Annotated in this window: 18 protein-coding genes and 1 pseudogene; 9 read left to right on the top strand and 10 right to left on the bottom strand. The window is 62.8% G+C overall.

Annotated elements, in window-relative coordinates; all coding sequences use genetic code 11:
• Nucleotides 1–4: 4 nt before the first annotated feature.
• The 4 genes from AC05QJ_RS09875 (at nt 5) to AC05QJ_RS09860 (ending at nt 4,359) form a co-directional block, all read left to right on the top strand.
• Nucleotides 5–682, top strand: coding sequence for a response regulator transcription factor (locus tag AC05QJ_RS09875; protein ID WP_476746681.1), 678 nt, complete (start codon nt 5–7; stop codon nt 680–682).
• A 125-nt stretch (nt 683–807) separates the two neighbouring features.
• Nucleotides 808–1,233 carry an LTXXQ domain protein gene (locus tag AC05QJ_RS09870; protein ID WP_476746680.1) on the top strand — a complete coding sequence of 142 codons (426 nt, stop codon included), beginning with the start codon at nt 808–810 and terminating at the stop codon, nt 1,231–1,233.
• 63 nt (nt 1,234–1,296) lie between these two features.
• The gene (locus tag AC05QJ_RS09865) at nt 1,297–2,631 is read left to right on the top strand and encodes a sensor histidine kinase (protein ID WP_476746679.1); all 1,335 of its coding nucleotides are present in this window, start codon (nt 1,297–1,299) and stop codon (nt 2,629–2,631) included.
• Between the two features lie 399 nt (nt 2,632–3,030).
• The gene (locus AC05QJ_RS09860; protein ID WP_476745423.1) at nt 3,031–4,359 is read left to right on the top strand and encodes an IS110 family RNA-guided transposase; all 1,329 of its coding nucleotides are present in this window, start codon (nt 3,031–3,033) and stop codon (nt 4,357–4,359) included.
• Nucleotides 4,360–4,453: 94 nt separating this feature from the next.
• Here AC05QJ_RS09860 and AC05QJ_RS09855 read toward each other — a convergent pair whose 3' ends face one another.
• Nucleotides 4,454–5,008 carry a nitroreductase family protein gene (locus tag AC05QJ_RS09855; RefSeq protein WP_476746678.1) on the bottom strand — a complete coding sequence of 185 codons (555 nt, stop codon included), beginning with the start codon at nt 5,006–5,008 and terminating at the stop codon, nt 4,454–4,456.
• 129 nt (nt 5,009–5,137) lie between these two features.
• On the opposite strand from AC05QJ_RS09855, the gene AC05QJ_RS09850 reads away from it, so the two are divergent.
• On the top strand, nt 5,138–6,592 hold the full coding sequence (locus AC05QJ_RS09850) for a TrkH family potassium uptake protein (protein ID WP_476746677.1): 1,455 nt from the start codon (nt 5,138–5,140) through the stop codon (nt 6,590–6,592).
• On the opposite strand, the gene AC05QJ_RS09845 is transcribed toward AC05QJ_RS09850, so the two are convergent.
• Entirely contained in the window at nt 6,549–7,619 is a 1,071-nt protein-coding gene (locus AC05QJ_RS09845) for an AraC family transcriptional regulator (RefSeq protein WP_476746676.1), read from the bottom strand. The two genes, AC05QJ_RS09850 and AC05QJ_RS09845, sit on opposite strands and share 44 nt — an antisense overlap.
• Before the next feature lie 142 nt (nt 7,620–7,761).
• Here AC05QJ_RS09845 and AC05QJ_RS09840 point away from each other — a divergent pair, with 142 nt between their 5' ends.
• Entirely contained in the window at nt 7,762–8,073 is a 312-nt protein-coding gene (locus AC05QJ_RS09840) for an Mpo1-like protein (RefSeq protein ID WP_476746675.1), read from the top strand.
• 52 nt (nt 8,074–8,125) lie between these two features.
• On the opposite strand, the pseudogene AC05QJ_RS09835 reads toward AC05QJ_RS09840, so the two are convergent.
• From AC05QJ_RS09835 to AC05QJ_RS09815, 5 genes and pseudogenes are all read right to left on the bottom strand, one after another.
• A pseudogene (locus AC05QJ_RS09835) lies at nt 8,126–8,707 on the bottom strand (DUF6708 domain-containing protein).
• Nucleotides 8,708–8,925: 218 nt separating this feature from the next.
• Entirely contained in the window at nt 8,926–9,693 is a 768-nt protein-coding gene (locus tag AC05QJ_RS09830) for a DUF6708 domain-containing protein (RefSeq protein WP_476746674.1), read from the bottom strand.
• Nucleotides 9,690–12,164 carry a T6SS effector BTH_I2691 family protein gene (locus AC05QJ_RS09825; RefSeq protein ID WP_476746673.1) on the bottom strand — a complete coding sequence of 825 codons (2,475 nt, stop codon included), beginning with the start codon at nt 12,162–12,164 and terminating at the stop codon, nt 9,690–9,692. Before AC05QJ_RS09825 ends, AC05QJ_RS09830 begins: the two co-directional genes overlap by 4 nt.
• Nucleotides 12,100–12,888 carry a T6SS effector BTH_I2691 family protein gene (locus AC05QJ_RS09820; protein WP_476746672.1) on the bottom strand — a complete coding sequence of 263 codons (789 nt, stop codon included), beginning with the start codon at nt 12,886–12,888 and terminating at the stop codon, nt 12,100–12,102. Before AC05QJ_RS09820 ends, AC05QJ_RS09825 begins: the two co-directional genes overlap by 65 nt.
• A gap of 287 nt (nt 12,889–13,175) precedes the next feature.
• Entirely contained in the window at nt 13,176–13,997 is an 822-nt protein-coding gene (locus tag AC05QJ_RS09815; protein WP_476746671.1) for a UDP-2,3-diacylglucosamine diphosphatase, read from the bottom strand.
• A gap of 128 nt (nt 13,998–14,125) precedes the next feature.
• On the opposite strand from AC05QJ_RS09815, the gene AC05QJ_RS09810 reads away from it, so the two are divergent.
• Nucleotides 14,126–14,890 (top strand): AraC family transcriptional regulator, encoded by a 765-nt coding sequence (locus AC05QJ_RS09810; RefSeq protein WP_476746670.1) that lies wholly within the window; start codon nt 14,126–14,128, stop codon nt 14,888–14,890.
• Nucleotides 14,891–14,968: 78 nt separating this feature from the next.
• A complete protein-coding gene (locus AC05QJ_RS09805; protein WP_476746669.1) occupies nt 14,969–15,850 on the top strand; it encodes a DMT family transporter in 882 nt (293 codons plus the stop codon).
• Here the strand turns inward: AC05QJ_RS09805 and AC05QJ_RS09800 are convergent.
• Nucleotides 15,847–16,128 (bottom strand): Rdx family protein, encoded by a 282-nt coding sequence (locus AC05QJ_RS09800; protein ID WP_476746668.1) that lies wholly within the window; start codon nt 16,126–16,128, stop codon nt 15,847–15,849. The two genes, AC05QJ_RS09805 and AC05QJ_RS09800, sit on opposite strands and share 4 nt — an antisense overlap.
• Nucleotides 16,129–16,197: 69 nt before the next feature.
• On the opposite strand from AC05QJ_RS09800, the gene AC05QJ_RS09795 reads away from it, so the two are divergent.
• Nucleotides 16,198–18,387, top strand: a complete 2,190-nt coding sequence (locus tag AC05QJ_RS09795; protein ID WP_476746667.1) for a patatin-like phospholipase family protein — start codon at nt 16,198–16,200, stop codon at nt 18,385–18,387.
• Between the two features lie 166 nt (nt 18,388–18,553).
• Here AC05QJ_RS09795 and AC05QJ_RS09790 read toward each other — a convergent pair whose 3' ends face one another.
• Nucleotides 18,554–18,994, bottom strand: a complete 441-nt coding sequence (locus AC05QJ_RS09790; protein WP_476746666.1) for a MarR family transcriptional regulator — start codon at nt 18,992–18,994, stop codon at nt 18,554–18,556.
• A gap of 117 nt (nt 18,995–19,111) precedes the next feature.
• Nucleotides 19,112–21,250, bottom strand: coding sequence for a DNA helicase RecQ (gene recQ / locus AC05QJ_RS09785; RefSeq protein ID WP_476746665.1), 2,139 nt, complete (start codon nt 21,248–21,250; stop codon nt 19,112–19,114).
• Nucleotides 21,251–21,271 lie beyond the last annotated feature (21 nt).

Raw genomic sequence — 21,271 nt, 5'->3', positions numbered from 1 at the left:
AGACATGAGCGAGCTGTTACTGATTGACGATGACCAGGAACTCTGTGAACTGCTCGCCCACTGGCTGGGCCAGGAGGGGTTCCAGGTGCGCGCCTGCCACGACGGCCTGAGCGCCCGCAAGGCGCTGGCCGAGCAGGCACCGGCGGCCGTGGTGCTGGACGTGATGCTGCCCGATGGCAGCGGCCTGGAACTGCTCAAGCAACTGCGCAGCGAGCATGCCGAACTGCCGGTGCTGATGCTTTCGGCCCGCGGCGAACCACTGGACCGTATCCTCGGCCTGGAACTGGGTGCCGACGATTACCTGGCCAAGCCCTGCGATCCCCGCGAACTGACCGCCCGCCTGCGCGCCGTACTGCGCCGCAGCCATGCACCGGCGGCGCCGAGCCAGCTGGAGATCGGTGACCTGAACTTCAGCCCGGCCCGCGGCGTCGTGGAAATCGACGAACGCGAGCTGACCCTGACCCTGTCCGAAAGCCGCATCCTCGAAGCGCTGCTGCGCCAGCCCGGCGAGCCGCTGGACAAGCAGGAACTGGCGCAGATCGCCCTGGGCCGCAAGCTGACCCTGTACGACCGCAGCCTCGACATGCACGTCAGCAACCTGCGCAAGAAGATCGGCCCGCACCCCGATGGCCGCCCGCGCATCGTCGCGCTACGCAGCCGCGGCTACTACTACAGCCTGTAAACGCTGTGTCAGCGAGGTCGGCGAAGGTCTTTACCCAGGCTTTACCCTTGGCTGACCGCCGCTGACCTTGATCTCCCTAAACTGGCCACATCCGGTAACGACCGGCCTCAGAAAGGAGATACACCATGCGCAAGACCCTTATCGCCCTGATGTTCGCTGCCGCCCTCCCAACCGTCGCCATGGCCATGCCGGAAGGCGGCCCGGGCCCAGGCCCTCGCCACGGCGACCACCACCGCGGTGACGCGCCTTTCGCCCAACTGGACCTGAGCCGCGAACAGCGCCAGCAGATCGGCAAGCTGGTCGGCGACGAAATGAAAGACCGCCGCGAAGTCACCCAGCGCTACCTGGACAAGCTGCCAGCCGCCGAGCAGAAAGCCATGAAGGACGAGCTCAAGGCCAAGCAGGACAAAACCCAGGCCGACATCCGCGCCCTGCTCAAGCCGGACCAGCAGAAACAGTTCGATGAACTGCAGAAGAAACGCGAAGAACGCCGCGCCGAATGGCAGGAGTTCCAGGCCTGGAAAGCCGAGCACGGCAAAAAGACCCAGTAAGCTGTAACCACCCCGCCCGACCTGCTCACGCCGGCCGGGCTTCCGTCATTCGAGGGACTGCTCTTGCGCTCACTGTTCTGGCGTATCCTGGCCAGCTTCTGGCTGGCCATCGCCCTGGTCGCCGGCCTGTCGATCCTGCTCGGGCACATGCTCAACCAGGACGCCTGGATCCTCAACCGTCACCCCGGCCTCAACGTCCTGGCCAAGAACTGGACCGAGCGCTACGAACAAATGGGCCCGGAACAGGCCCAGCGCTACCTCGAACAACGCAAACGCCGCTACCACATCGATACCCAGGTGCTCAACGAAGCGGGCGAGTCGGTGGTGCCCGGAACCTTCCCGCGCCGTGCGGCGGTCTTCGAGGCCCGTCAGGGCAATGACGACCGGCCGCTGCCGTGGCGCCGGCTGACCGAGGAATACACCAGCCCGCGCAGCGGCAACACCTACTTGCTGATCTACCGCATTCCCCATCCCGAACTGGATGCCTGGCACCGGGAAAGCCTGATCTGGCCGTTCAGTGCACTGGGCATCGCCCTGGTGGTACTGACCCTGTTCAGCCTGCTGGTCACCCTGTCCATCACCCGCCCGCTCAGCCGCCTGCGTGGTGCGGTGCACGACCTGGGCCAGGCCGCCTACCAGCAGAACAGCCTGGCCCGGCTGGCCAGCCGGCGCGACGAGTTCGGCGTGCTCGCCAACGACTTCAACCGCATGGGCTCGCGCCTGCAAAGCCTGATCGGCAGCCAGCGACAATTGCTACGAGACGTTTCTCACGAGCTGCGCTCACCGCTGGCACGCCTGCGCATCGCCCTGGCGTTGGCCGAACGGGCCGAGCCGGAACAACGGGAAACCTACTGGCCTCGCCTGACCCGCGAGTGTGACCGGCTGGAGGCCCTGATCAGCGAGATCCTAGTGCTGGCGCGAGTCGATGCCGAACACGCCCATGCCGAGCCGGTGGATATCAATGCAGTGCTCAATGGCGTGTGCAAGGACGCGCACCTCAGCGATCCCGACCAGGAGATCCGCATCAGGGAAACGCCCGGCCTGACGCTGCAAGGCTGGCCGACGATGGTAGAACGGGCGCTGGACAACCTGCTGCGCAATGCCCTGCGTTTCAGCCCAGCAGGACAGCCGATCGAAGTCAGCGCATCACGGGAGAACGAACAGATCCTGCTCAGCGTGCGCGATCACGGGCCCGGCGTGGCGCCGGAGCATCTGGAGCAACTGGGCGAGCCGTTTTTCCGCGCACCGGGCCAGAGTGCCGCGGGCCACGGGTTGGGACTGGCCATTGCGCGAAGGGCAGCGGAGCGCCATGGCGGGAGTCTGCGGCTGGAGAATCATCCGCAAGGCGGGTTCGTGGCGACCCTGGTATTGCCGGTTCAAGGGAGTGTCAGTGGCTGATCACTGAACCCCATCGCTGGCAAGGCCAGCTCCCACAAGGTCCGGCGCCTGGCTCAGATACCCGTGGGAGTCCGCCCGCCGCCCCGGCGCCGCGCTGTCGCGCAGCAAACATGAAGCGTACGACGCCAGTTACGCGGTGCCGCTTACATCTAAAGACAAAAGGCGGTTGGCCCGATAGGGCCAACCGCCTTTTGCTTTGTTAGGTTCAGTACGCGCGGGACAGAGACCGTAACCAGCACTGGTGTGTGTCAGCACACCCGAGTGGGAGAGTGGTCCGCCACGGTATCGGCGTGAAGTCCCTGTCGGCATCAGCTGAAAAATCAGCTGTGACCACGTATGAGAGAGTGAACCCCTTTCGCCACCGTGCCCCGCGCGCCCCTTATCCTGCGAGGATTGACCATGGCACGCAAGCCCTCCAAGCAACACCTCACCCTTGTCCACACCGACTGTGCCGGGATTGATATCGGCAGCCGGGAGCACTTCGTTGCAGTTGATGACAGGCATGACAAGCCCGTCCGCAAGTTCGCGACCTTCACTGACGACCTTCATAAGCTTGCCGACTGGCTGGAGAGCTTGAATATCAAGGTCGTAGCCATGGAGTCGACAGGCGTTTACTGGATCCCCATTTACGAAATCCTCGATGCGCGAGGTTTTGATGTTCGTCTCGTCAATGCACGGTCAACCCGACAGATTACAGGCCGTAAGTCTGACGTGATGGATTGCCAATGGATCTTGCAGTTGATGTCTTATGGGCTCCTGCGCAGTGCTTTCCGACCCGATGACCTGACATGTGTCGCGCGATCCTTGTTCAGGCAGCGAAGTCACAAGGTTCGTGATCAAGCGAAGACCCTGAACCGGATCCAGAAAGCCTTGGCCCAGATGAATATTCAACTGGCCAATGTCATCAGCGACATTTCCGGCGTCACTGGGATGAAAATCCTGCGTGCTATCAATAAGGGTGAGCGCGATCCGTACGTACTCGCCAGCTTGAGCGACCCACGCATCAAGGCAAGCCAGGAAACCATAGCGCGTAGCTTGCTCGGCAATTGGCGCAAGGAGCACCTGACGGCATTGAAGCTGGAGTTGGCGCTTTACGACTTTCTGGAAAAACAGATCGCCGAATGCGACGAAGCTATTGTCGAGGTGATAGACCAGATGCCGGTATTGGATGTTTCCCCACCCAAGCCCCAAAAGACTTTGCGTAGCCCGCATCGCACAGCGGCACAGCAAACTCAATTGCATCAAGCACTATGCCGGGTGATGGGCGTGGATCTGACCGCCATTCCGACCATTGGTGTCGACACTGCGCTAGTCATTGCCAGTGAAGTCGGCGCTGATCTTTCCCGCTTCCCGTCGTCACAGCACTTTTGTTCCTGGCTCGGCCTTGCTCCGCCTACGCGCATATCGGGCGGAAAATCCTTATCCGGCGCTGGACCCAAGATTCACAACCATGCGGGGCAAGCCTTGAAGCAAGCCGCTTCAAACGCACGAAACGACAAAGGGTTTATCGGCGCTTCGCACAGAGCAAGGCTGACGCGCATGGATACGAGCTGTGCGATCAAGGCAACGGCGCATCAGCTCGCACGACTGATCTACTTGATGCTGACCAAAAAGAAGGCCTATGTGGAGCAAGGGCTGGCTGAATTCGAAGCCAGAAGCCAGGATCGCCAGCTCCGGGCTTTGCAACGCAAAGCCCGGAAATTGGGATTGCAGCTGGTCGCGGCTTGATTTTTATGATTAAAAATCAATGGGTTGGGATTTGTTTGATGAGAGCCGGCCTTGCCGGCGATCCAGACAGCTCGGTCAACCTGTCAGGCGCCCATCAACCCCAGGCGCTGACAAAGTCCTCGGTCTTCAGCACCGGCGCTGTACGCGGCTCGCTGACCGGCGTACCGAGGTAGAGGAAACCGATCAGTTCTTCCCCGGCTTCCAGCCCCAGCCCTTTGGCGACATGGGCCGAATAGGCCATCTCGCCCGTCCGCCATACCGCGCCGATGCCTTGCGCATGGGCCGCCAGCAGGATGCCATGGGCCGCACAGCCCGCCGCCAGCAGTTGCTCGGACACCGGCACCTTGAAGTGTTCCTGGGTCCGGGCGATCACCAGCACCAGCAACGGTGCCCGCAGCGGCATGGCCCGGGCCTTGTCCAGCGCAGCTTCAGTGGCATCGCCCTTGAGCGCCACCACCTCGGCGAACAGCTCGCCCAGGCGCCCCCGCGCCTCGCCCTCGACGGTCAGGAAGCGCCAGGGGCGCAACTGGCCGTGGTCCGGTGCACGCAAGGCAGCCTGGAACAGGCCCTCGCGTTGCGCGGCATTAGGCGCGGGCTCCGTCAGGCGCGGAACGGAAACACGGTTGAGCAATGCGTCGAGAGCCTCCATCGGCTACCCTCCAGGTCGAAAAGTGAGCGCTCATTCTAGTGCCCCGACGTTCAAACGCCACAGCGGCGTTTACTTAAAAAGACCCACAGGTAGAATGGCGCCCTTCCGTTTCGAGTCAGGGCAGATCACATGGCGTTGCCGACCTTAAGGATCATCGGTTTCATTATCGGCATCTTCCTCATCACCCTGGCGGCCAGCATGGTCATTCCCATGGCCACGCTGATCATCTTCGAGCGCACCGGCGACATGCCGTCGTTCCTCTGGTCGAGCCTGATCACCTTCGTCGCCGGCCTCGCGCTGGTGGTGCCCGGTCGCCCCGAACATGTGCACCTGCGCCCCCGCGACATGTACCTGCTGACCGTCAGCAGCTGGCTGGTGGTGTGCATCTTCGCCGCCCTGCCGTTCCTGCTGACCCAGCACATCAGCTACACCGATGCCTTCTTCGAAAGCATGTCAGGCATCACCGCAACCGGTTCCACGGTACTCAGCGGCCTGGACAGCATGTCGCCGGGCATCCTGATGTGGCGCTCGCTGCTGCACTGGCTCGGTGGTATCGGCTTCATCGGCATGGCGGTGGCGATCCTGCCGCTGCTGCGCATCGGCGGCATGCGCCTGTTCCAGACCGAATCCTCGGACCGCTCCGAAAAGGTCATGCCGCGCTCGCACATGGTGGCCAAGTCCATCGTCGCGGTGTACATCGGCATTACCGCACTGGGCGGGCTGGCGTTCTGGCTGGCGGGAATGAGCGCGTTCGATGCGATCAACCACGCCATGTCGGCGATTTCCACCGGCGGTTTCTCCACCTCCGACCTGTCCCTGGCCAAATGGAACCAGCCGGCGGTGCACTGGGTAGCGGTGGTAGTGATGATCTGTGGCAGCGTGCCGTTCACCCTGTACGTCGCGACCCTGCGCGGCAACCGCAGGGCACTGATCAAGGACCAGCAGGTCCAAGGTATGTTGCTGTTGCTGGTGGTGACCTGGATCGTGCTCGGTACCTGGTACTGGGCCACGACCAAGCTGCACTGGCTCGACGCCCTGCGCCACGTGGCGCTCAACGTCACCTCGGTGGTCACCACCACTGGCTTCGCCCTCGGCGACTACAGCCTGTGGGGCAACTTCTCGCTGATGCTGTTCTTCTACCTGGGCTTCATCGGTGGCTGCTCGGGTTCCACCGCCGGCGGCATCAAGATTTTCCGCTTCCAGGTGGCCTACATCCTGCTCAAGGCCTCGCTGAACCAGTTGATCCACCCGCGGGCGGTAATCAAGCAGAAGTACAACGGTCACCGCCTTGACGAAGAGATCGTCCGTTCGATCCTGACGTTCTCGTTCTTCTTCGCCATCACCATCTGCGCGATCGCCCTGCTGCTGTCGCTGCTCGGCGTGGACTGGATGACCGCCCTGACCGGCGCCGCCAGCACCGTGTCCGGCGTCGGCCCGGGCCTGGGCGAAACCATCGGCCCGGCCGGCAACTTCTCGACCCTGCCGGACGCCGCCAAATGGATCCTCGCCGGCGGCATGCTGCTGGGCCGGCTGGAGATCATCACGGTGTTGGTGCTGTGTATGCCGGCGTTCTGGCGTCACTGACGGGTTCGGCCGCCTGCCCCGGTTCGTTGCGCCGGGCTCGGTACTCGCCGGGAGTGACATCGAACCAGCGGCGAAACGCCCGGAAAAAATTGCTCGGGTCGGCAAACCCCAACAGATAAGCGGTTTCCAGCAGCGTCATGCCCGGCTGGGCCAGGTACTGCTCGGCCAGTTCGCGACGGGTGTCGTCCAGCAGCGCCTGGAAGCTGGTGCCTTCTTCCTGCAAGCGTCGCTGCAGGGTGCGCTGGGACAGGTGCAACGCCTGGGCCACCAGCTCGCGCTTGGGCTCGCCCTGGGGCAGTACCCGGCACAGCACCTGACGGGCACGGTGGGTCACCCGGCTCTCGGAAAAACGTGCCAGGTATTCGCCAGCGAAACGGTCGTGCAGGGTCGCCATGGCCTCGTTGGCGGTGGGCAAGGGTGATTGCAGGTCCTGGGGATCGAAGACCAGCGCGTCATAGGGCGCATCGAACGTCAGCGGCGAATGGAACGCCACCTTGTACGGCTCGATATCGAGCGGCTGCGGCCCCTGGATCAGCACCTTGCGCGGCTGGATCACTCGCCCGCTCAACCAGCTGCACAGCGACAACGCACAGGCCAGCGAGGCTTCGGAACTGTGCCGGGTCGGTGGCAGGTGATCGCCGTGGACCGTGAGGATCAGCGCATGGCCTTCGGGCCCGAGGTGAAAACTCAGATCGGAGCTTTCGGCGATGATGCGCTGGTAACGCACCAGCCGCTCGAAACCCTCGGCCAGGGTCCGGCTCGACATCAGCGCATAACCGACCACATGGAACGACGCCGGACGCACAACCCGCGCCATGTTCAGGCCAATCGCCCGGTTGCCGGACAGCTCTTCGGCCAATTGCCAGAGGCGGGTCATGGAATCCTGGGTAAAACGAGCATCGGGATCATCCAGCGCGGCGAAATCCAGGCCGAGCTTGCGAAACAGTGCCGGGCAGTCCAGCCCTTCCAGTTCGAGCGCTTTGACGATCCCCGAGGCCCAGCTGGCTGACGTGGTTCTCTCGTTCATGGCGGGCTCTGACTGGGGGAAGACGCAAGGATACTAAAGTGGCGCTTATTGTCACTGGCTGATACAGATACTCACTCTAGACTCAGATCAGGCTCCACGCCGTACAGGTTGAAAAACCAACAAGAACAAGGAGACTTCTGCAGTGGATCAGCCGCAACAGTTCACCAGTTTCGCCCAGTTCTACCCCTACTACCTGGGCGAACACGCCAACCCCGCCTGCCGCCGCCTGCACTTCGTCGGCACCACCCTGGTCATTGCCCTGCTCGCCTACACCATCGGCAGCGGCAAATGGCTGCTGCTGCTCGCCGTGCCGCTCGCCGGCTACGGCTTCGCCTGGATCGGGCATTTCTTCTTCGAGAAAAACCGCCCGGCCACCTTCAGCCATCCGTTCTACAGCCTGCTGGGGGATTTCGCGATGTATCGCGATATGTTGCGGGGGAAGGTGAGTTTTTGAGATTGATGCAGGGACGTGATGTTGACGGGTTCATCTATCAAGCGTTCCGGCGTTACTCTGCGTTGCTCCCGCAGGATGGTGCAGTCCTCGATTCCAGATCCATATCCGCAGGCCATTTCACCTTTGGCGCCAGGAGTAAGGCTATGTTGTGCTCCATCACATTGTTGTGATCCTTCGGCGGGCCTGGGGGCGGCAGTGCATCGGGGCCTTGTTGCATGTAGGTGCAGACATAAGCCCAGGCATGCTGATCGGCGCCCATAGTGGTCAGGGGGAAACGGTCGATGACCTCGTTAGTGCCTGGCTTGACGATAGAAAGCACCACGCCGCCCTTGATGACCACGCCATTTCCCGTCGCACCGCGCTTCAACCAGCGTTCGGCACGGACTTGTGACCAGTCGTAGGCTACTGGCTCCACCCACCAGCGTTCGAAGGGGTTTCACCAGCGAAAGTTGAAGTTGTAGGCGTAGAGACGTTGGCGTGCTCGGTTGAAGCGGAGGGGTTGATCCCGAGGAGGTGCTATATCAACCTTGATACAGAACCACATAGACCAAACTCCAACGGACGTACAAAAGAGAAATACCAGCCATGACTCAGCATCCAATTTGTGCTCAATTGAAAAAAAGATCCATGACATTTGAGTCAGAAAAAAAGCCATAAGCGGCGCAAACCAAATCATCAGCCCTCTGAGCAGTGCGGATGCGCGAGGCAACTCAAGATAGACACAGTTTTGATGATTGGGTGTATCAAATCCAAGCGCCGGAACTACGACAGGTGGATTATCAGGATGTGGCAGATCTTCCTGCCAGCCCGAGCAGGGCGGAACAAGTTGTGGCTTGCTCACAAGCCCCCAACTCATGGCGCAGTCCTCGATTCCAGATCCATATCCGCAGGCCATTTCACCTTTGGCGCCAGGAGTAAGGCTATGTTGTGCTCCATCACATTGTTGTGATCTTTCGGCAGGCCAGGCGGAGGTAGTGCATCGGGGCCTTGTTGCATATAAGTACAGACATAGGCCCAGGCATGCTGGTCGGCGCCCATGGTGGTCAGGGGGAAACGGTCGATGACTTCGTTGGTGCCGGGCTTGACGATGGAGAGCACCACGCCGCCCTTGATGACCGCTCCATCCATCGTTGCACCGCGCTTTAACCAGCGCTCGGCCCGGACCTGGGACCAGTCGTAAGCGACCGGTTCCACCCACCAGCGTTCGAACGGGTTCCACCAGCGGAATTTGAAGTTGTAGGCGTAGAGGCGTTGGCGGGCTCGGTTGAAGCGTAGGGGTTGATCCCTGGGAGAATCTACATCGAGCCTCCAGAAAATTAGAATCAACCAAATACTGACAAGAGTAATAGAGCCAAATATGAGTGACTCTTCACCCCACTGCGTTCGTGCACTTGACAAGTAACTCCACAGCATGTCAACAAGCATGAAACTAATGACCAGTGCAAACCAGATCACCAAACCTCTGATCAGCGCTGCCGCTCGCGGCAACTCCAAATAGATATCATCCTGATGATTGGGTGCGTCGAATCCAAGAGCAGGAGCCACAATCACCATTTCGTCCGGACGGGGCAGATCTTCCTGCCAGCCGGAGCAGGGCGGAACGAGTTCAGGCTTTTTCATAAGACAGACTCCTTCTCCCACTTAGGAATCTTGTCTTCAATCACAGTTAGCCGGGCTACGCCGGACTCATCGCTTTTGTCTGGCCAATATGCAACCTCAAGCTTCATGGCGTGAAAATTAAGGGCTCCCAAATAGGCAAGCTCTCCCCTGATCTTGAGTGTTTTGGACTCTGTATCGTGATGAATGACCGGAACCGATATTTTAGGCTTGTCGTCCAGTTCTGACCCTGAAGCCGGAGTGGGTAGCGTTTCATCCATTCCATCGTTACGTCCCCCTGCGATGACAACCCCAGAGGAGTTACCTGGCTGGTAAGTCCTCAGCGCCCATTCGTAACGTGACGCGTCGGCGGAGAACCCTGGGAGAACAATTCTGTACTTGATGGTTCCGCCGTGCACCAGGACCTCGGGAGTAGGTCTGTGTACGATATAGGTCACTTCAACGTCCGCGTCCAAGCCCAACAACGCTGCATTCAACGCGCCGATGGCTGCATCCATTTGGTCCGATTTCAGCCAGCGTCTGTGCTTGACAGGCAGTCCCCAGCGCGAATGTCGTACCCAGAACTCCAGGGGCTGCGACTCCAATCTTTTCGCCCGCACTGCAAGTCCAAAAGCAACAAAGCCAAGAAAGACAGCGAGGGCGAGCGGGACGAGAAGCATGCTTACCCCCCAAACAGAACCCACTACCCCAACCCCAGCGGAAAGTGCAGATATAACAGCCGCCCCCTTGTAAGCATTACTTGCTGCTTTATCACCAACTTCTCCAGTCCGCCCTGCTGCCAACGCATACTGCAACCCCTCCACCGCAGTCGCCACCGACACAATCGCCCCGCCGAATTGCAGAATCCGCCCTCCCAATTCAACCGGCACCATCCCCCCAGCAGAGCGAACCGAAACCTTCCAATCTGGCCGCAACGTCTGAATTACCCCGCCAACGATCTCGACACCCGCCCCCATCACTCCGACCGACGCCGACAGCACCGCCAACGCTGCTTCGTCATGCTCGTCGCCAACCGCCATGAGCATGTTTTGGTAGCTTCTGCGCAGCGCATCGTGCTGGAAGTACAGGCTGCCCACGGACATCCCCAGATTGAGCACACCGGTGGCGTTGAGACTCACGGGATTGCGCATGCTGCGCATTGACTCCCCAACCAGCAGGCGGGCGTCCTCTGCACTGAGGCTGAGGCGGTGGGCCAAGTCCGTCATCCCGGCCTTGAAGGCATAACCGTCGATGTTGACGCTGCGCAAGGCATCGTCGAGGCCGTCGGCAACACCGACTCTCAGCTTGTCCAGGCGAGTCTGGAGGCTTTCGGCGCTTTCCGTCGTCCATACGACGACATCAATCAGCTTCGCGTGGCTGCTGGCCAGGGCCGGGGCAAAGTAGTTGTTCATCAGCATGGCCCGTACCTTGCGCTCGGCCGGCTTGCGGAACTGCTGGTCGATTTTGGTGGCATACCGCTCGGCGCCCTCGTAGAGCACTTTGTTGAGCAGCGTGAGGTACTCGCCCACCTTGAGGGGTACGGTGATCCGGGTGGTCTGGAGGCCGTAATAGTGCAGCCAGACTCTCCGGTGCAGTTCCAACAGCAATGTCCTGCTCTTTTCCGACAGCTGTTCTCCAAGGGCATTGCTGGCAGAGGCGGCAGCGCCGAGCAACTGGCCGACAGCCGTTTGCACCCGCTGGCCCACGAACGCGTCGGCTTTCATGCCGCCGATCAGGGTCTTGCCGCCGTGGAAAACGCGGGTCTGCTCGTCGCCAGCAAGGTCGTGGAAGAACTGTTGGGAACCCGTCCGGTCGCGGTCCCGCATGGCCTTGTGGAACAGGCTGTCCTGATCCTCCAGTTGCTCCAGCCAGAGGCTGCGCGTTGCGCCGGGCTGCTTGGCGGTGCGGGACTCGGTGACGCCGCCGGCCTGACACATCGCCAACATGCAGAGAAAGCCATCATGCGATTCAGTGACATGGCAGTCGTAGTCATGGAGCGCCGCCAACCGGAACGCCGCGCCATCGTGATGGTCGGCATAGAGCTCGGCGAGGTCGTCGACAGACTTCTGCCAGGCCGCCAGGGTCTTGTCGTACTTGTCCTGGAACGTCTTGCGTTCTTTTTCGTTGTAGCGATCGTAGAGCCGATCACGGGCATCGGTGGTGGCTTCGGCAGTCCGGGCTTCTTTCTCCTTCTCCAGATGGGGGACCGGCACAGGTTCCAGGAAGAAAGGGTGTCCCAGGGACTCGGAGATGGCGTTGTGGTCCTGCCGTATCTTGACCTCTTCCTCGGCCTCCTTGACCGCACGTTCATGCGCTCTTTTGACCTGAAACTGACGGATGCCGAGCAACGTCTGCGAGGTGAAGTGCTCGAAACACCGTTGCGGTTCGGCCATCCATTCCTGCATGGCCTGATAGCGCAACAGACGCTGGTTATTCATTTCCTGGACCATACCAACAGGATCGGGCAACACCAGGGCCAGTACACCCTTGGGCAAACTGGTATTCCTTGGTCACGGCACGCACATGCCCGGCCATGGCACGCAGCCGGTGATTGCGCGGATAGAAGCCGTGCACGCTGCAGAAATCGCCGGTCATGGACTGGGCATATTCAAGGACCTGGTGCAACTGCAGGTCGGTTTCGGTCATGGCGATGCCGACACTGGCCGGGTCGTCGCGGGCGACCTTGAGGTCGAGCTTGTAGAACCGGTCGTGAAGGTTCATGCCGTCGACCACGTCGCCGCGCTTGTAGGCGTGCAGCACCTCCCGGGGCCAGGGATCGTTGGAGATGGCCAGCCAGGCGGTGGAGTACCTGTGGGTATTGATATTGATGAACGCGGCGGGAATGTCGTGGTCCTGCTGGACGCAGAGCTCGCTCAAGGGCACCGGTTCCTCGCGCGGGATCTGGAGCGCCGGGAACTGACGCAAGGCGCCCTCGGGGGTGATCTGGTAGGCCTGCCAATACGTGCGGTCGAGCAGGACATAGAGGAAGCCCCGGCGCAGGATGCGTGGCTGGTCGGGCACCATGCGCACGGCTGTGACCTCGGAGTCGCGAGACACCGGCAGGGCGTGGACCTGCCAAGGCTCGGGGGCGTAGGCGGCGCGCAGCGGCAGGATGGGCAGGCCCCAGCGCTGGCAGACCCGGCAGCGTTCGAGGGGGACCGGGTCGGCCGTGTTTATAACGACGTCAAGGTGGGAGCAGAAATCAGATTGGGCGGGCATGCCGTGTTCCCTGCAATTACGCACCCATCGCGAGCATCAGCGCCGGGCCGCATGTGGATTGGGGAATCCACCAGAGTGTCGAGCAGGAGGAATTGCTGGCCGCTGACCAATGAGGATGTCCATGGAAATGATTCCGGAGATCCTGAACTTCGATCAGCGAAGGGGATATAGGAAAAGTCCCAAGCACCACCGTGAAATATCTGCGTGTGCGAATCTGAGTGAGACAGCTCAGATAGTCAGCGGTCGACAAGACGCCGCCCAAACTTCACCCGTCGCCGCCCGAGTCGTCAGCCCTGCACGGACTCGACCACCCGCGCCGCCTCCTGCTCCGCCAGCCGCGCCTGATCGTCCGCCAGCCGATACAGTTCGATCTGGCCGTCCCAGTGCTCGATCAGCGCGGTGCAGGACTCCACCCAGTCGCCGCAATTGAGGTAGTCGATTTCTCCGACCTTGCGGATTTCGGCATGGTGGATGTGCCCGCAGACCACGCCGTGAAAGCCCTGCTTGACGCACTCGTGGGCGATGGCTTCCTCGAAGTCGCTGATGAAGTTCACCGCACTCTTGACCTTGTGCTTCAGGTACGCCGACAACGACCAGTAGCCGTACCCGTAACGGGAACGCCAGTAGTTGAGCCAGCGGTTGAGGGTCAGGGTGAACTCGTAGGCCGAGTCGCCGAGAAACGCCAGCCAGCGGTGATAGCGGGTGATGACGTCGAACTGGTCGCCGTGAATCACCAGCAGGCGCCGGCCATCCACCGTCAGGTGCTCGGCCTGGTCCACCAGATGGATATTGCCGAGGATCAGCTTCGAGTAACGCCGCAGGAATTCGTCGTGATTGCCGGTGACATAGATCACCTCGGTGCCGCGCTTGCTCATGGTCAGCAGGCGCCGGATCACGTTGGTGTGCGCCTGGGGCCAGTACATGCCGCCACGCAGTTTCCAGCCGTCGATGATGTCGCCGACCAGGTAGATGCGATCGGCGTGATAGCGCTTGAGGAATTGCGACAGGTGCTCGGCCTGGCAATCGCGGGTGCCCAGGTGGACATCGGAAATCCACAGGGTGCGGACACGCTGTTTGCGCGTGGGCTTGATCAACGCGGCACTGGTCATGGGCAGGGCTCCGGCGGGGTTTGGTCGACCTTGCCAGCCGGCGGTGAACCGTCCATGACAACCCTGCGGCAGTCCCATGACAGCCGCCGAGGAGTACACTGCGCTTTTCGTTTCCGCGGACAGCCCCGATGAACAGCGGCCCGATCCTTTCCCTGCGCCACTACCGTGACGACCTGATCGCCCACAGCCACGAACACCCGCAACTGGTGTTCGGCCTGCACGGACGCCTGGATTTCGAAGTGAATGGCCGGGGCGGACGAATCGGGCGCCAGGACCTGATGGTGGTGCCCGCCGGCGCACACCACACCTGCGGCAGCGACGCCGGCAGCCATTGCCTGGTGCTGGACATCCCCGCCGACAACTGGCTGGCGCAAAGCCTGGGTGACCACGTCGGCAACTGTCACCGCCTGCTGGAGACGCCCGGCCCGCTGATGCTCGACAACCGCCAGCAACAACTGGTCGACTGGCTGGCCCACAGCCCCGTCGCCGACCCGCTGATCGCCCGCCAGGGCGCGGTGCTGCTGCTCGCTAGTCTCAACCCCGCGACGGTTGTCAGCCCGTTGCAGCAGGAACTGCCCTACGCCGCCTTCGATGCCCATATCGAACAATACGCCGCCTACCCGCTGCAGGTTGCCGACCTCGCCCGCCTCGCCGGGCTGTCCAGCGCACGCCTGCATGCACGCTTCATGGCCGAACGCAGCGTCACACCGATGGATTACATCCGCCAGCGCCGCCTGCTGCGGGCGCGGCAACTGCTGCAGGGCACGGCGCTGCCCATCGGCGAGATCGCCAGCCGGGTCGGCTACAGTTCCCAGAGTGCCTTCGCCGCCGCCGTGCTCAAGGCGTTCGGGCGCAGCCCCGGCGCGCTGCGCCGCGAGCCTGGCGACAACTGACGCGACGATCGCGACAGACGGCATGACGCGGCCGGCCTTACACTGGCCGCGTGTTCGCCCTGCCCTTCAAGGATTCCCATGAATCACCGCACCGCCCTCGGCGCCCTGCATATCGGCGCGCTGTTCTTCGGCCTCACTGGCGTCTTCGGCAAGCTTGCCAGCGCCGCGCCCTCGATCATCGTCTTCGGTCGCGCCGCCTTTGCCGTACTGGCGCTGGGGCTGTTCGTGCGGGTTGCCGGCCCCGGCTGGACCCCCCTGCGCGGCGAAGACTCGCGCCGGCTGGCACTGGGCGGCGTGTTGCTGGCGGGGCACTGGGTGAGTTTCTTCGTCTCGGTGAAAGTCGCCGGCGTGGCCATCGCCACCCTGGGTTTCGCCAGCTTCCCGGCCTTTACCGTGATCCTCGAAGGCCTGCTGTTCCGCGAGCGGATTCGCAGCAACGAACTGCTGCTGGTTGGGCTGGTGAGCGTCGGCCTGGTGCTGGTGACGCCGGAATTCAACCTGGCCAGCGAAGCCACCGGTGGGCTGCTCTGGTCGCTGTTGTCCGGGTTGTTGTTCTCGCTGCTGTCGCTGACCAACCGTGCCGGATCCGGACGGGTGCCCGCAGTCCAGGCCGCGCTGTGCCAGAACCTGGTGGTCGCCCTGTGCCTGCTGCCATTCGCCGCGCCAGGCCTGGCCGCAGTGCCGGTAATGGACTGGTTGTGGATCGCCCTGCTCGGCATTTTCTGCACCGGCGTCGCCCACAGCCTGTTCGTCGCCTCGCTGGCGGTGATCAAGGCGCGCACTGCGGCGGTGGTGTTCGCCATGGAACCGATCTACGGCATCGCCGTGGCCTGGCTGCTGTTCGCCGAAACCCCGACGCCGCGCATGCTGCTGGGCGGCGTGCTGATCATCTTCGCCATCGTGATTTCAAGCCGCCTGGCGGCCAGTGGCGAATCACGCAAGGCGGCTGCGGAGCATTAACGGTCGTTGTGACCCAGGTCGCGCTCCGGATCGATCTGGTCGCGCACCCGCTGCTTGAGCACCTTCGCCTCGGGGAAGCCGCCATCGGCCTTGCGCTCCCAGATCTGCACGCCATTGCAGGTGATGCGGAAGGTGCCGCCGCTGGCCGGCTCCAGCGCCACGCGGCCGAGTTCGTCGCTGAAGGTGCTGAGCAGTTCCTGGGCCAGCCAGGCGGCGCGCAACAGCCATTGGCACTGGGTGCAGTAGGTAATGACGATTTCCGGCTTCGGCGCGCTCACGGTGACAACCTCAAACAAAATGTGTGGCGCTTATACTAGCGGTCTTTGACCGTCTCTCCGAGAGTCACGATGCGCCGCCTTCTGTGCTGTTTTCTGCTGCTGATCACGTCCTGTTCCGTCTTCGCCCTTGAAAGCCAGCGGCCCAAGGTCGGCCTGGTGCTGTCCGGCGGTGCCGCCCGCGGCCTGGCCCATATCGGCGTGCTCAGGGCGCTGGAGGAACAGGGTGTGAAGATCGATGCCATCGCCGGCACCAGCATGGGTGCGGTGATCGGCGGGCTGTACGCCTCCGGCTACAAGGTCGATGAGCTGGAGAAACTGGCGCTGTCGATCGACTGGCAGCAGGCCCTCTCCGATGCGCCGCCGCGCAAGGACATTCCCTTCCGGCGCAAGCAGGATGACCGCGATTTCCTGGTCAAACAGAAACTCAGCTTCCGCGACGATGGCAGCCTTGGCCTGCCGCTGGGCGTGATCCAGGGCCAGAACCTGGCGCTGCTGCTGGAAAGCCTGCTGGCCCATACCAGCGACACCCGCGACTTCGACAAACTGCCGATCCCGTTCCGCGCCGTGGCCACCGACATCGCCAGCGGCGAAAAAGTGGTGTTCCGCCGCGGCCACCTGCCCCAGGTGATCCGCGCCAGTATGTCGATCCCGGCGGTGTTCGCCCCGGTGGAACTGGAGGGCCGGCTGCTGGTAGACGGCGGCATGGTGGACAACATTCCGCTGGATATCGTGAGGGAGATGGGCGTGGACGTGGCGATTGTCGTCGATATCGGCACGCCGCTGCGCAATCGCAAGCAACTGGCAACGGTAGTGGACGTGCTCAACCAGTCCATCACCCTGATGACCCGGCGCAATTCCGAGGAACAACTGGCGGCGCTCAAGCGTGATGACATCCTGATCCAGCCGCCGCTCGCCAGCTTCGGCGTCACCGACTTCGGGCGGGCGCAAGAGATGGTCGACGCCGGTTACCGCGCCACCCAGGCCCTCGATGGCCGCTTGGCCAGCCTGCGCCACAGCGAAGGCGGCGACGCCGAGCTGGCGGTGGCCCGTTCGCCGGGGCAACGCACGCCGGTGATCACCGCAATCAAGGTGGAGAACGACTCCAAGGTCGGCGACGACGTGGTGCGCTACTACATCCGCCAGCCCATCGGCGAACCGCTGGACCTCGACCGCCTGCAGACCGACATGGGCACCCTGTACGGCCTGGACTACTTCGACCGGGTGCAATACCGGGTGGTGCACAAGGGCCAGGACAATACCCTGGTGATCAACGCCCGCGGTCGCCGCGGCGGCACCGACTACCTGCGCCTGGGCCTCAACCTCTCCGATGACATGCGCGGCGACAGCGCCTTCAACCTCGGCGCCAGCTACCGGGTCAACGGCATCAACACACTCGGTGCCGAGTGGCTGACCCGGGCGCAGATCGGCGATGTGCAGGAGCTGTACAGCGAGTTCTACCAGCCGCTGGATACCGGCTCACGCTACTTTGTCGCGCCCTACCTGAACCTGGGTTCACAGAACATCGAGGCGACCCTGGACAACGACCCGGTGTCCGAATACCGCCTGGAGCGCTACGGCTTCGGCCTTAACCTGGGCCGGCAGATCGGTACCAGCGGTGAAGTACGACTGGGTGTCGGCCAGGCCTGGGGCCAGGCCGAAGTGCGCATCGGCGACCAGGACCTGCCCAAGGCCAGTTTCAACGAGGGCTTCTACGAGCTGAAATGGTCGTTCGACACCCTCGACAACGTCTACTTCCCCCACCACGGCGAAGACATCCGCCTGACGTTGCGCCAGTTCGAGCCGGACCTGGGCTCCGACCAGCGCTACCGGCAGTGGGATTTCAAGCTCGACAAGGCCCTGAGCAACGGCCCCGACACCTGGGTGCTGGGCGGGCGTTATGGCCGCACGCTGGATGATGCCGACGTGGTGGTGTCGAGCATGGTGATGGGCGGGCCGCGGCAACTGTCGGGCTTCCGCCAGAACTCGCTGTCTGGGCAGAACCTGAGCCTGATGCGCATGGTGTATTACCGCCGGCTGACGCCACGCTCGTACCTGCCGCTGGACTTCCCGCTGTATCTGGGCGGCTCGCTGGAACGCGGGCGGGTCTGGAACAACGACAATGAGTTCGACAGCGGATACATCAATGCGGCGAGCCTCTTCATCGGTTTCGATACGCCGTTGGGGCCGTTGAGCTTCAGCTATGGCTTCAATACCGAAGACGAGAAGGCGGTGTACCTGAATCTGGGGCAGACGTTCTGAGGCTGTTTCGCCTATGAGGGCCTCATCGCTGGCAAGGCCAGCTCCCACAAGGAAGATGCTGCGCCGAACCGCAGCGATGAGGCCCTGTAAGCCACCACTGTCCCGCAACCAGATACAAAAAAACCGACACATCACTGCATCGGTTTTTTCTGTCCAGCCTAACCCGTCAGACCTTGGACTTCTCCAGGTTCGCCAGAATCCGCGTATGCACCCGCATGCACACCGCCAGTTCTTCTTCGTCCACTCCGGTGAACAATTCGACCCGCAAGGCATTGGCAATGGTCTCGATCTGCTCGATCAGTGGCTTGGCCGGTGGGCAGAGGACGATTTTCTTGGCCCGGCGGTCTTCCAGCACCGCCTGACGACGCACCAGGCCCTGGGATTCCAGGCTGTCCAGCAGACGGGCAAGGGTCGGGCCCTCGACACCGACGCTCTGCGCCAGCTCGCGCTGGGTTGGCGCCTCGTCGAAACGGGCCAGGTGCAACAGCACCAGCCAGCGTGCCTGGGACAGGTTGAGCCCCGCCAGGCGGCGGTCCAGTTCGGCACGCCAGCCCCGGGACATATGGGCCAGTTGCATCCCGAAGCGGTGTTGATCGGTCAGCGGCATAAAAAACTCATGATCAGAACTAATTATTAGTCAGCTAATCATGGTCGCTGCGCTTAGGCAAGGTGCATCTGGGCGAGGCCTGGAGGCAAACGTAAAAAAACATGACAGACGCACCGGTCACATTTCGAATTCCGCGGCCAAGGCGGCGCGTACGCAATACAGCACCCCTTCCGGCACCCGCGATCCGAACAGCGGCTGGATCTCCGCCACCGGCGGCAATTCGCCCTCGCCGTCGAGGAAGGCGTCCTGCACTTCTGCCAGCAGGTCTTCCGGCAGGTCCAGCGCCTGTTCCAGCGACAGTTCCTGACGGCCGATGGCCTCGGCCAGCAGGCTGTAGACGTTCTTTTCGCTGCACTTCAACTGGCCGGCAATCTGCGCCGGGGTCATGCCGGCGCGCGCCAGGGTGATGAGTTCGTGGCGCAAGTCGGTGACCACCGGCGCCGCTTCGGCCGCGCCACCACTGAGCACTTCGAGGAATGCCTCGCCGTAGCGCTCCAGCTTGCGTGCGCCCACACCGCTGACCCGGGCCATTTCCGCCAGGCTGGTGGGCTGGCTGCGGAGCATTTCCAGCAGGGTGGAATCGGGGAAGATGACGTAAGGCGGCACGCTGTGCTCCTCCGCCAGCTTGCGCCGCAGGGTGCGCAGGGCTTCCCACTGCTCGCGCTCGTCGCCGCGTACCAGTTGACTGGCCGGGCTGCCGCCGCTGCTGCTGGACTTGCTGCTGGTCACCGGTTTCAGGTCACGACGCAGCTCCAGGGTCACTTCGCCGCGCAACAATGGCCGACAGCTGTCGGAGAGGCGCAGGCCGCCGTAGCCATCCAGATCGATATCCACCAGGCCGCGAGCGACCAACTGGCGGAACAGCGAGCGCCAGTCGCTTTCGGAGCGGGCCTTGCCGACGCCGTACACCGAGAGTTTCTGGTGACCGAAGTTGCGGATTTTCTCGTTGTCCTTGCCCAGCAGCACATCCACCAGGTGACCGACACCATAGCGCTGCCCGGTGCGGTAGATGGCCGACAGCGCCTGACGGGCCGGCTCGGTGGCGTCCCAGGTCTGCACGCCGTCGACGCAGTTGTCGCAGTGCCCGCAGGGCTGCGGCAGGTCCTCATCGAAATAGCGCAGCAGGGCCTGGCGGCGGCAGCGGGTTTCCTCGCAGAGGGCGAGCATGGCGTCGAGCTTGTGCTGCTCGACGCGCTTGTGCCGCTCGTCGCCTTCGGAGTTCTGCAGCATCTGCTTGAGCATCACCATGTCCTGCAGGCCGTAGGCCATCCAGGCATCGGCGGGCAGGCCGTCACGGCCGGCACGACCGGTTTCCTGGTAGTAGGCTTCCAGGGACTTGGGCAGGTCGAGGTGAGCGACGAAGCGTACGTTGGGCTTGTCGATGCCCATGCCGAAGGCGATGGTCGCGACCATGATCAGCCCTTCCTCGTTGAGGAAGCGCCGCTGGTTGGCGGCGCGGGTCTCGGCCGGCAGGCCGGCGTGATACGGCAGCGCCGGGAAACCCTGGTCACAGAGGAAGGCGGCGACCTCGTCGACCTTCTTGCGCGACAGGCAGTAGACGATCCCGGCGTTGCCGCGACGCTCGCCGAGGAACGCCAGCAACTGCTTGCGCGGCTGCTCCTTGGGCACGATACGGTAGAAGATGTTGGGCCGGTCGAAGCTGGAGAGAAAGCGTTCGGCTCCCTGCAGGTGCAAGCGGCTGACGATCTCTTCGCGGGTGCGCATGTCCGCCGTGGCGGTCAGGGCGATGCGCGGCACATTCGGGAAGAATTCGGCCAACTGGCCCAATTGCAGGTATTCCGGGCGGAAATCGTGACCCCATTGCGAGACGCAGTGGGCCTCGTCGATGGCGAACAGGGCGATATCGAGGTCGCGCAGGAAATCGAGCATCCGTGGCTGCACCAGCCGCTCCGGCGCCAGGTAGAGCATTTTGAGCTCGCCGCGACGAATGCGTCCGGCCAGTTCGCGCTGCTGCTCGGGGCTCATGGTGGAGTTCAGCGAGGCGGCCGCCACGCCCAGCTCGTCGAGGGTCGCGACCTGGTCTTCCATCAGCGCGATCAGTGGCGATACCACCACCGCCAGGCCATTGCGCAGCAGCGCCGGGACCTGGAAACACAACGACTTGCCGCCACCGGTGGGCATCAGGACCAGCGCGTCGCCGCCATTGGCCACGCATTCGATGATCGCGCCCTGGCGACCGCGGAAGCTGTCGTAGCCGAAGATGTCCTTGAGGACGCGCTGAGCCTGTTCGAGCATACCCACTCCAAAAATCGAGAA

Source organism: Pseudomonas sp. TUM25319 (assembly GCF_056388475.1).
Note: the sequence above shows the minus strand (reverse complement) of the source record. Positions and strands in the feature narration are given on the sequence as shown.